The organism is Streptomyces sp. NPDC025833, assembly GCF_055558055.1.
This window is the reverse complement of sequence record NZ_JBVHNF010000008.1, coordinates 113,684-124,963: the sequence shown is the minus strand read 5'-3', so window position 1 is coordinate 124,963 and position 11,280 is coordinate 113,684. Positions and strand designations below refer to the sequence as shown.

Here is an 11,280-nt window from a genome sequence, read left to right as displayed (position 1 = left end):
CCGGGGGGGGGGGGGCCCCGGGGGGGGGCGGGGGGGGGGGGGGGGGGGGGGGGGGGGGGGGGGGGGGGCGCCCCCCCGGGGGGGGGGCCCCCCCGCCCCCCCCCCCCCGCCGGCGTTCTCCGTGCGGGACCGGACGGCCGCCCCGGTACCGGGGGCCCGCCGCACCCTGGTGGGCCCCCGGTACCGGAGTGCCGGCATCAGGGCAGGTCCCGGCGTCGGACGGCGGAACCGGCGGGGCCCGACCCGCAGACGGGGACGGCCCGTGGTCCACCTTCAGGAGGTGCGGCAAGCCCTACCCCTACAACCTGAGGGGGACCCCGCTTCGGGACCTGCGGCCGATCCGCCGCGGCCGGACTCGCTCCTAGCGTGTAAGGCATGACCACACCCGTCTGCACCAGCGCCTCGGACCCCGCCGCACCCGGGCGGCAGGGCGTGCCGCACGCCCGAGTCCGCCCGCGCGGGGGGACCGACGTCTACCCGTCCTTCGCCTCGTACGTGCGGGCCCGCCAGCCGGTGCTGCTGCGCACGGCGCGCTCGCTGACCGCGAACCCGAGCGACGCCGAGGACCTGCTGCAGACCGCGCTCGCCAAGACCTACGTGGCCTGGGAGCGGATCGAGGACAAGCGCGCGCTCGACGGCTACGTGCGCCGGGCGCTGGTGAACACCCGCACCTCGCAGTGGCGCAAGCGCAAGGTGGACGAGTTCGTCTGCGAGGAGCTGCCCGAGCCGGACCCGGTGCCCGGCGAGGGCGACCCGGCCGAGCGCCAGGCGCTGCACGACGCCATGTGGCGGGCGGTCCTGCGGCTGCCGGCCCGGCAGCGGGCGATGGTCGTCCTGCGGTACTACGAGGACCTCAGCGAGGCGCAGACCGCCGAGGTGCTCGGGGTGTCGGTGGGCACGGTGAAGTCGGCGGTCTCCCGCGCACTGGGCAAACTGCGGGAGGACCCCGAGCTGGAGCTGGCCCGCTGACCGTCGGCCGCGGCCGGCCGTGCGGAGTGACGTACTCCCTAATGACATACCGCGTGGTATGTGCGCAGAATCAGCGCAATCCCTACCGCCGCGTAGGCCATGTCGCCCGGGAGGACTCCGTGCTGAGCACCATGCAGGACGTACCGCTGCTGATCTCCAGGATCCTGACCCACGGGTCCACGGTCCACGGATCCTCGCGGTTGACCACCTGGACCGGCGAGCCCGAGCCGCAGCGGCGCACCTTCGCCGAGACCGGGGCCCGCGCCGCCCAGCTCGCGCACGCCCTGCGGGACGGGCTCGGGGTACGCGGCGACGACCGGGTGGCCACGCTCCTGTGGAACAACGCCGAGCACGTCGAGGCGTACTTCGCGGTGCCGTCCATGGGCGCGGTGGTGCACACGCTCAACCTGCGGCTGCCCGCCGAGCAGTTGGTGTGGATCGTCAACCACGCGGCGGACAAGGTCGTCATCGTCAACGGCTCGCTGATCCCGCTGCTCGCGCCGCTGCTGCCCGAACTGCCGGCGCTGGAGCACGTCGTCGTCTGCGGGCCCGGCGACCGCGCCCCGCTGGCGGGCACCGGCGTGCGCGTGCACGAGTACGAGGAGCTGCTCGCGGGCCGGCCCACCGCCTACGACTGGCCGGAGCTGGACGAACGCCGGGCCGCCGCCATGTGCTACACCTCCGGCACCACCGGCGACCCCAAGGGCGTGGTGTACAGCCACCGTTCGATCTACCTGCACTCCATGCAGATCAACATGGCCCAGTCGATGAGCCTCACCGATCACGACACCTCGCTGGTCGTCGTCCCCCAGTTCCACGTCAACGCCTGGGGCGTGCCGCACGCCGCCTTCATGACCGGCGCCGGCCTGCTGCTGCCGGACCGGTTCCTCCAGCCGGGCCCGCTCGCCGAGATGATCGAGCGCGAGCGGCCCACCCACGCGGCGGCCGTCCCGACCATCTGGCAGGGCCTGCTCGGCGAGCTGACCGCGCGCCCCCGGGACGTGTCCTCCCTCACGCAGGTCACGATCGGCGGCTCCGCCTGTCCGCCGTCCCTGATGGAGGCGTTCGACCGGCTCGGCATGCGGGTCCACCACGCCTGGGGCATGACGGAGACGTCCCCGCTGGGCACCATGGCCCGGCCGCCGGTCCACGCGGTCGGCACCGGCGAGGAGTTCGGCTACCGCCTCACCCAGGGGCGCTTCCCGGCCGGCGTCGAGGCCCGCCTCACCGGTCCCGGCGGCGAACGCCTGCCCTGGGACGGGGAGTCGGCGGGAGAGCTGGAGGTGCGCGGCCCGTGGATCGCGGGCGCCTACTACAACGGCCCCGGCGCCGAACCCCTGCGCCCGGCGGACAAGTTCAGCCCGGACGGCTGGCTCAGGACGGGGGACGTCGGCACGATCTCCGCCGACGGCTTCCTGACCCTCACCGACCGCGCCAAGGACGTCATCAAGTCCGGCGGGGAGTGGATCTCCTCGGTCGGGCTGGAGAACGCGCTGATGTCCCACCCGGACGTCGCCGAGGCGGCCGTGGTCGCCGTGCCGGACGACAGGTGGGGCGAGCGGCCGCTGGCCACGGTCGTCCTCCGGCCGGGCGCCACCGCCGGCTTCGAGACCCTGCGCGCCTTCCTCGCCGAGGAGGGCCGGATCGCGCGCTGGCAGCTCCCCGAGCGCTGGACGATCGTCGAGTCGGTGCCCAAGACGAGCGTGGGCAAGTTCGACAAGAAGGCGCTGCGCCGGCAGTACGCGGAGGGCGGGCTGGACGTCACACACCTCTGACGCGCGGTCCGGCGGGCGAGGCGCCTGGATGCGGCGCCGGGACCGTGAGGTCTCGGGAGGGGCCGGGAGGGCTCCATCGCCGCCGGTCGGGGGCTGGGTTGCCGGGGCGCCGTGACCGTGGGGGTCGGCAGGTCGGGGGCCTGTGCGGCGGCTCCGCTCGCCCTGCCCGGCCTCCCCCGGCCTCGCGTTGCCCGTCCTCACCGCGCCTTCCGGCCGGTGGCCGCCGGTACCGGCCCCGGGTGGCGCCACGGTCAGCGCCGGGCCGCACCTCCGCGCGGCCCGGGCGGCACCGTCGTACGGCCGGGTCCCGGGGCGTGGCACGGACGGCGCCGTCGTATGGCCGGGCCCCGGGTCCACCGCCGTACGACCGGACCCCCGACGCGGCCCCGGTTCACCCCCGCCGGGACCGGCTCGTCGTGGCCGTCCAGCCCAGGACCAGCCACACCGCCGCCACCGTGCACACCCCGCTCCAGCCCCAGTGGGTGAAGGCGGGGCCCGCGGCGGCCGAGGCGAGGGCGCCGCCGGCGAAGCCCGAGACGACGTAGGCCGTGTTGGCGGTGGCCGGCGCGGACGTCGTGGTCAGCGCCAGCGTCTGGTTGGCGACGTGCGAGGCGACCAGCGCCGCGTGGATCGCGATCGCGGCGGCGAACAGCGCCGCCAGGGCCTGCCCGCCGAGCCAGAACAGCGGCACGGCGACCGCGGCCAGCGCATACGCGGTGCCGACGACCCGTGCCGCGCCGAACCGGTCCACCAGGCCGCCCGCCAGCGGCGCCACCGCGCTGGCGGTCAGCCCGAAGAGGCCGAACAGCCCGGCGGTCGCGGTGGACATGCCGTACTCGGGGCCGGTCAGCAGCAGCGCGAGCGAGGTCCACAGGGCGCTCCAGGCACCGAACATCCCCGCCTGGCGCAGGCAGGCCCGCCACAGGTCGGGCGAGCGGCGCAGCAGCCCGGGCAGTTCGGCCATGCCCGAGAACAGCCCGCCCTGCCGCGCGCGCCGCTCGGCCGGCAGGGCCAGGGCGGTGGCCAGTCCCAGGACGAGGGTCAGCACGGCGGACCCGGCGAACACCCAGCGCCAGCCGAAGCCCTGCCCGGCGAGGCCGCCGAGCACGCGGGCCGCGACGATGCCGGTGAACAGCCCGGCGATGACGGCCGCGACGTGCCGGGCCCGGCGGTCGGCCGGGGCCCGCGCGGCCACCAGCGGGACGAGGAGCTGGGGGACGACGGTCGCCGCGGCGGCGACGAACACGGCGGCGGCGAGGGCCGCGGTGCCCGGCGCCGCGGCCGCGACGAGCAGCGCCGCCGTGGTGGCCACGGAGAGCCAGGCGACGAGCCGGCGCCGGTCGACGCGGTCGCCCAGCGGCGCGAAGAACAGCAGGCCGGCGGCGTAGCCGAGCTGGGCGACCGAGGCGATCCAGGCCACGGCCGAGGCGGTGGTGCCGAAGTCGTGGGCGATCAGCGGGAGCAGCGGGGCCGCGAGGTAGATGTTGGCGGCCGTGACGGCGGTGCAGACGGCGATGAGCAGGAGGAAGAGGGAGGAGCCGGAGGCCGGCCGTTCCCGGGCGGGGGCCTGGGCTCCGGGCGCCTGGCGGGCAGTGGTGGCTGACGGCATGAGCGGGTTTCTCCTTGGGGGCGCCGGCTCGCAACTAACTGGTTGGTTGAAAGTCGCCAACAGCGTGCACCGCTCCGCCATTCCCGTCAACCAAATAGTTGGTTACCGGCAGGCCGCGTCCTACCCTTGTCCTCATGGCAGCAGTGAGGGACCCCGAGGCCACCAAGGCCCGCATCTTCGAGGCGGCGGTCGCCGAGTTCTCCCGGCACGGCATCGCGGGCGCGCGCATCGACCGCATCGCCGCCGAGGCCAAGGCCAACAAGCAGTTGATCTACGCCTACTTCGGCAACAAGGCGCAGCTCTTCACCCAGGTGCTGGGCCGCTGCATGGTGGACCTGGCGTCGGCCGTGCCCGTCGAGCCCGACGACATCGACGGCTGGGTGGACCGGCTGCTCGACTACCACGCCGCCCACCCCGAACTGCTGCGCCTCCTCTTCTGGGAGGGCATCGAGTACGGGGACGCCGAACTGCCCGACGAGGCGGCCCGGCAGGACCACTACGCCCGCAAGGTCGCCGCGCTCGAGGACGGCCAGGCCCGGGGGGTGATCACGGACGCCATCCCGGCCGGCGACCTGCTGATCCTGCTGACCGCGCTCACGAACTGGATGACCGTGGTCCCGCAGATGCGGCGCATCCTCGTCGGCACGCGCGACGGTGACCGCGACCGCCTGCGGTCCTCCATCAAGGAGGCGGCCCGCAGGCTGGTCGCGGACCCCCCGGTGGGTCCGCGACCTCCGGACGACGGGGCCTAGTTCGTGCCGATCCGGGCCAGCAGGTCCACGATCCGGCTCTGCACCTCGGTGCTGGTGGACCGCTCGGCGAGGAACAGCACCGTCTCGCCCGAGGCCAGCCGGGGCAGTTCGGTCTGGTCGACGGCGGCCGTGTAGACGACCAGCGGGGTGCGGTCGAGCAGGCCGTTCGCCCGCAGCCAGTCCACGATCCCGGCCCGGCGGCGGTGCACCTGCATCAGGTCCATCACCACCAGGTTCGGCCGGAACTGCCCGGCGACCGTCACCGCGTCGTTGTCGCTCGCGGCCCGCGCCACCTGCATCCCGCGCCGCTCCAGCGCCGAGGTCAGCGCCAGCGCGATCTCCGCGTGCTGCTCGATCAGCAGCACCCGCGGCGGATGCTGCTCGCTGTCCCGGGGAGCCAGCGCCTTCAGCAGCACGGCGGGGTCGGCGCCGTACGCCGCCTCCCGCGTGGCCTGCCCCAGCCCGGCCGTGACCAGCACCGGCACCTCGGCGGCGACGGCGGCCTGGCGCAGCGACTGCAGGGCCGTACGCGTGATGGGCCCGGTCAGCGGGTCGACGAACAGCGCGGCGGGGAAGGCGGCGATCTGCGCGTCGACCTCCTCGCGGGAGTGCACGATCACCGGCCGGTAGCCGCGGTCGCTGAGCGCCTGCCGGGTCGTCACGTCCGGTGCGGGCCACACCAGCAGCCGGCGCGGGTTGTCCAGCGGCTCCGGGGGCAGCTCGTCGTCCAGCGGCTGCGGACGCGGGGTGTCGGCCACCTCCACGGCGCCGCCGGGACCGTCCAGCGGCTCCGGGCCCTCGGCGGCGTCGGGCCCCGGGGCGCCTATGGCGTACGACCGCCCGGCCCCCTCGGTGCCCGGGACCGGCCGGGGCTGCCCGCCGAGCGGGGCCTGCGGCACGGCCTGCTGACCGGTCGGCCCGGGCTGCGGCCCCGACGGCTGCCCGGCGAGCGGGGGCTGCGCGGGCACCGGCGCCGCCTGCGGGTGCGGCCGGGCCGCCTGGTCCGGCTTCGCGTCCGGCCGGGCGGCCGGGTCGGGAGGCGTGCCCAGCTTGCGCCGCCGGCCCGAACCGCCGGGCCCGTGCGGCGGCGGGGTCGCCGTCGGCTGCTGCACCTGGGCGGCCTGCCGGGCGAACGGCACGCCCTGCCCGAGGGTGCGGACCGAGATCGCCCGCCCCTGCGTGGAGTCCGGGTCGACGGCCCCCGCGGCCTCGGCGGGCAACGGCTGCGCGGCACGCTGCGGCCGGACCCCGGCCGCCCCCGGGGGGAGCGGGGTGCCGGGAGCAGGCGTACCGGTCTGCGGGACCGGGGTCCCCGCACCGGCGGTGTCGCCGGCACCGGCACCGGGCCACTGCCGCGGCACGCCGGGGGCGCCCTGGGCCGGGACCTGCCCGGTCCCGGTCTCGGCGGGCAGCGGCAGCGCGCCCGGCGCCGCCACCGGGGTACCGGCGGGCGGGGTGGCCGGGGGCTGCGGGCTCCGCGCCGGGGCGCCCTGGGCGGCCACCGCGCCGGGGCCGGGTACGGCGGCCTGGTCCGCGGGCGACGGCTGCTGGGCGGCGGGGTGCGCCGGGGCGGCCGGGGGCGCGGCCGCCGCGGGGACACCCTGCCCGGCCGTGCCCTGCGCCGGAACGCCGTGCGCCGGGGCCGGCTGACCGGGGACCGGCGGTACGGCCGTCCCCTGCGGAAGCTGCCCGGGGGCACCCGCCGCCTGCTGGGCCGCGGCACGGCGTCGCCGGCCGGTCGGCGCGCTGGTGGGGTGGGGCTGCGGCGGGGTGTGGTCCCCGGCCTGGTCGAGCGGTACGGCGTCGTGCCGGCCGTCGGCATCCGGCGCCGCCGGGACGGACATCGGCATCGGATCGGGCATCCGCACCTGACCGGGCAGGGGCCCGGCAGCGGCCGGACCCGCGTCCGCACCGGCATCCGGCACGGCGGGTGCACCGGCCTCCGGCGCGGCGGGGCGGACCGGCGCGGCGGGCGCGACGGCACCCGGCGCCACCGGTACGGCCGCTCCCGCGTCCGCCACCGGGGCCAGCGGTACGGCCACCGGCGCCTCCGCGGCCGGGGGCGCAACGTTCGCCGGGGCCGGGGCCGGGGCCGGGGCGGCGGGGCGCGGGGACCGGTCGGCCTCGGCCGGCGGCAGCGCGAAGACCGTACGCGCGCCACTCGCCTCCTGGGCCGCGGCCCGCTCCGCCGCTGCGGCCAGCTCACGGCGCCGCCGCCCGGTCGGCTGGCCGCCCTCGGCCACGGCCATCTCGCCGCCCTGGGCCGGAACACCCGGCCCTCCCGCGGCCGGCAGTGCCTGCGCACCCGGCAGTGCCTGCGCACCCGGCGCCGTCCCGGCGCCGGCCGCCGGAAGGGCCGGCGGCAGGGCGGCCTGCGGGGCGTCGGAGTCGCGGCGCGCCCGCCGGCCCGTGGGCGCGGGCACGCCCTGCGGCGGAACGGTGCCACCGAGCCCGTTGCCCGAGGCGGCGGCCCCCGCGCCCTGCTCGGCCGCGGTCATCACCGCGCCCTCCGTCACGCCCTCGACCGCACCGGCGTCGGTGCCGTCGGCGGACCGGGCCCGGCGCCGTCCGGTCCCGCCGGACGCGTCCTCCCCGGCCTCGGCCGGCACGGCGGCGGCCTCCTCCCCGGGCGCGGCGGCACGCCGCCGGCGCCGGCCGGTCGGCAGGTGCGCCTCCATCTCACCGGTGTCGCCACCGGCCAGGTCGCTCTCCAGGAAGGCGTCCGTGGAACCCCGCCGGGCCCGTCGCCGCCCGCCCGCCGCACCCGGCCCGGCCTCGCCGGACCCGTCCGCGACGACCGCACCGGCGTCCGGGAGACCCGCACCGGCCACACCGACCGCACCGGCGTCCGGGACGCCCGCACCGGCCGGGGCCGCCGGGAGCTGCGGGGCGACCGCGCCGGCGGCGCCCACCGCGCCCACCGGGCCCATCGCGCCCGCCCCGCCGCCCAGCGGCACTTCGAGCACGTAGGCGCTGCCGCTCATGCCGGGCACCTCGTACGTCTGGAGCACGCCTCCGTGGGCGCGCACGATGCCCCGCACGATCGGCTCGTGCACCGGGTCTCCCCCGGCGTACGGCCCGCGCACCTCGATCCGCGCGACCTCGCCGCGCTGGGCAGCGGCGATCACGACGGTGTTGTCCAGGTAACCGGCGGCCGAGACGGGCGTGTTGCCGGTGGCGTCGACCCCGGCGACGTCCGCCACGAGGTGCGAGAGCGCGACGGCCAGCCGCCGCGGGTCGACCTCGGCCTCGATGGGCGGGGCGTGCACCGCGAACTGCACGCGTCCCGGGCCGATCAGCTCGACCGCCCCGTCCACCCCGGCGGCGACGACGGCGTCCAGCAGCACCTTGGTCCGGGTGATGTCCTCACCGCCCGCGTCCAGCCGCTGGTAGCCGAGGACGTTGTCGATGAGCGTGGTGATGCGCGAGTAACCGGCCGACAGGTGGTGCAGGACCTGGTTCGCCTCGGGCCAGAGCTGCCCGGCGTCGTCCGCCGCCAGCGCGGACAGTTCGCGGCGCAGCTCGTCCAGCGGACCGCGCAGCGAGTCGCCGAGCAGGGTCAGGAGCTGCTCGTGGCGCCCGGCGAGGGCCTCGTACCGGTCCTTCTCGCGCTCGCCGAGCGCCGCGTACCGGTCGTCGCCGGCGGCCAGCTCCTCGGCGTGCTTCTCGCCGAGCTCCTCCAGCTCGGCGACGTGCTGCTGGCGCAGCGCGGTCAGGTCGGACGCGTGCTCCTCGGAGAGCCGCTCCAGCTCCTCGGCGTGCGCCTTCTCCAGCGCGGCCTTCTCCTCCGCCAGGGCGTCGAACGGCCGCCGGTCGGTGAAGGTCATCACGGCGCCGACGAGCTGGTCCCCGTCCCGCACCGGCGCGGTGGTGAGGTCGACGGACACCTTCTTGTCGCCCTTGGCCCACAGCACCTGCCCGCGCACCCGGTGCTTGCGGCCGGAGCGCAGGGTGTCGGCGAGCGGCGACTCCTCGTACGGGAACGGCGAACCGTCGGCACGGGAGTGCAGCACCAGCGCGTGCAGCTCCTTGCCGCCCAGCTCGCCGGCCCGGTACCCCAGGATCTGGGCGGCGGCCGGGTTGACGAGGACGATCCGCCCGTCGGTGTCCGTGCCCACGACGCCTTCCGCCGCGGCCCGCAGGATCATCTCGGTCTGCCGCTGCGAGCGGGCCAGCTCGGCCTCGGTGTCGACGGTCCCGGACAGGTCCCGCACCACGAGCATCAGCAGCTCGTCACCGGTGTAGCCGTAACCGTCGTACGCCTGCTGCCCGTTCTCCAGGTTCGCGCTGGTGACCTCGACGGGGAACTCGTTCCCGTCGGTGCGCCGGGCGACCATCCGGGTCGGCTTCGTACGCCCCCGCGGGTCCATGTGGTCGGGCCGGCGCATCGAGCCGGGGATGAGGCGGGAGTCGAACTGCGGCAGCAGATCGAGCAGCCCGCGCCCGACGAGCGCGGTGCCCGGTGCCTCGAACGCCTCCAACGCGATGGTGTTGGCGTTGACGACGGTTCCGTTGGCGTTGACCAGGACCAACGCATCCGGCAGCGCGTCGAGTATGGCTGCGAGGCGAGCAGCGCCCCGGGATGGCCTGCCGCTCACGAGACGCCTTCCTCCCTGTTACCGCACCTTGCCGACCGCTCGGGCCATCTTGCCAACCGGCCCGCGACGTGTCACGCGAGGGAGTCTAAGCGCACGGGTCGCGCCCGGGGCGCCGGATGGGAGGGAGGTCCCACGGGGAAGTGACGGCGAACGCGTGACCGATGCCCCGGCTTCCCGATACCTCCGCCGGTCCTTCACGCAACCGCTGCGCCCGCCGCGACCGGCGCCCCGGCCCCCGCCCGGCCCCGCCCTCCGGCACCCGCCCGGACCTTCCCGTCACCCGTCCGGCCCCGTCCCGCCCTCACCTGACGTCACCCGTCCGGCCCCGCCCCCGCAACCGGGCGGCCCCTGCCCTCGGCATCCGTCTACGCCGCCGGGGACCGGCCCGGCCCCTGGCCTCGGTCCCCGGTCGTGGCGTACGGCGCGGTGCCGGCCGGCCTATCCCAGCTTCGGGAGGAGGGGCACCATGCTGTCCCACCGCCCGATCTCGCAGCCGTTGCCGCGGTCGAAGGAGGCGTCGACCGGGCGCCCGGCCCAGGTGCCGGTGACCCGGGCGGTGGCCGGGCCGCCGTAGACCATGGTGCAGGCGCTGCCGGGGGGCACGGGGGCGAACGGGTCCCGGCCCCAGCGCGTCTGCGCCTCGAGCGTCCGGCAGGCCCCGGCGACGTCCGGGTGGTGCCCGGCCTCCGGGTGGCAGTACACGTCGTACCTCCCGTCCCGCCCGGCACCGGCGTGCCGGATCTCGACGACGAGGTGATCACCCCGGTCCTCGGGGAGCACGGGCGGCGGCGCTGCGGCGGAGGCGGCGGCGGCGAACGGGACGAGGCACGCGGCGGCGAGGGACGCGAGGAGGAGGCGCCGTCCGGCGCCCGGCAGAACAGAGAGCATGCACTGTCCAACGCCGGACCGGCCCGGACGTTGCGGCCCCGGGAAGAGGCGGCGGCGCCCCGCCGGGGGAAGCCCTTTGCCCTGCGGCCCGCCTGCCTAGTACCGTGGGGGGCGATTGGTGACAGGGCGCTCGCCTGTGTCATCATCTGCACGCACCGATCACGCGCTCGCGTGAGCGGTTGTGCTGGAGGCGTCGCCTAGTCCGGTCTATGGCGCCGCACTGCTAATGCGGTTTGGGGCTTACACCCCATCGAGGGTTCAAATCCCTCCGCCTCCGCACCGATCCCGAAGCCCCGGTCCGTCTGGACCGGGGCTTCGGCGTTCTCCGGCAGGGACGGACGGATCTCGGTGCCGCACCCACCCCGCTGGCGTTTCCGCAGGTCACAAGGGGTGTACGGACCGGATTTCACATGGCGGCGGCAGTCATGTAATGTTCTTCCTGTCGCCGCGAGCGGGCCGAAAGGGCCGGGAACGAAGACAAAACAAAAGAACAAGCACTCGTAGCTTAACGGATAGAGCATCTGACTACGGATCAGAAGGTTGCAGGTTCGAATCCTGCCGAGTGCACTCAGATCGAAAGCCCCGGAGAGATCCGGGGCTTTCGGCGTTGTGAGCGCGCACCTCAGCGGTCGGCCTCTCCATGGCCGCCTGCTTCTCCTGGGCCGAACGCACCGGCAGCCCGGCGGCCT

The 11,280-nt window shown here is 76.5% G+C and carries 6 protein-coding genes and 2 tRNA genes; 5 read left to right on the top strand and 3 right to left on the bottom strand.

From position 1 onward, the window contains the following. Positions 1-375: 375 nt before the first annotated feature. Both ACZ4K2_RS15840 and ACZ4K2_RS15835 read left to right on the top strand, forming a co-directional pair. Positions 376-969 carry a SigE family RNA polymerase sigma factor gene (locus ACZ4K2_RS15840; RefSeq protein WP_467468613.1) on the top strand — a complete coding sequence of 198 codons (594 nt, stop codon included), beginning with the start codon at positions 376-378 and terminating at the stop codon, positions 967-969. Positions 970-1,100: 131 nt separating this feature from the next. Then, on the top strand, positions 1,101-2,744 hold the full coding sequence (locus tag ACZ4K2_RS15835; protein WP_467468835.1) for a long-chain fatty acid--CoA ligase: 1,644 nt from the start codon (positions 1,101-1,103) through the stop codon (positions 2,742-2,744). Between the two features lie 391 nt (positions 2,745-3,135). Here ACZ4K2_RS15835 and ACZ4K2_RS15830 read toward each other — a convergent pair whose 3' ends face one another. Further along, positions 3,136-4,353, bottom strand: coding sequence for an MFS transporter (locus tag ACZ4K2_RS15830; protein WP_467468615.1), 1,218 nt, complete (start codon positions 4,351-4,353; stop codon positions 3,136-3,138). Between the two features lie 134 nt (positions 4,354-4,487). Here ACZ4K2_RS15830 and ACZ4K2_RS15825 point away from each other — a divergent pair, with 134 nt between their 5' ends. Beyond that, complete coding sequence (locus tag ACZ4K2_RS15825) at positions 4,488-5,105, top strand: TetR/AcrR family transcriptional regulator (RefSeq protein WP_467468617.1); 618 nt, start codon at positions 4,488-4,490, stop codon at positions 5,103-5,105. On the opposite strand, the gene ACZ4K2_RS15820 is transcribed toward ACZ4K2_RS15825, so the two are convergent. Both ACZ4K2_RS15820 and ACZ4K2_RS15815 read right to left on the bottom strand, forming a co-directional pair. After that, positions 5,102-9,703: a hybrid sensor histidine kinase/response regulator gene (locus tag ACZ4K2_RS15820; RefSeq protein WP_467468619.1), complete on the bottom strand. Its 4,602-nt coding sequence runs from the start codon at positions 9,701-9,703 to the stop codon at positions 5,102-5,104. The genes ACZ4K2_RS15825 and ACZ4K2_RS15820 overlap by 4 nt on opposite strands. A 438-nt stretch (positions 9,704-10,141) precedes the next feature. Then, complete coding sequence (locus tag ACZ4K2_RS15815; RefSeq protein ID WP_467468621.1) at positions 10,142-10,591, bottom strand: SSI family serine proteinase inhibitor; 450 nt, start codon at positions 10,589-10,591, stop codon at positions 10,142-10,144. A 186-nt stretch (positions 10,592-10,777) separates the two neighbouring features. Here ACZ4K2_RS15815 and ACZ4K2_RS15810 point away from each other — a divergent pair. Then, positions 10,778-10,868, top strand: a tRNA-Ser gene (locus tag ACZ4K2_RS15810). A 217-nt stretch (positions 10,869-11,085) separates the two neighbouring features. Next, a tRNA-Arg gene (locus ACZ4K2_RS15805) sits at positions 11,086-11,158 on the top strand. The last annotated feature ends 122 nt before the right edge of the window (positions 11,159-11,280 follow it).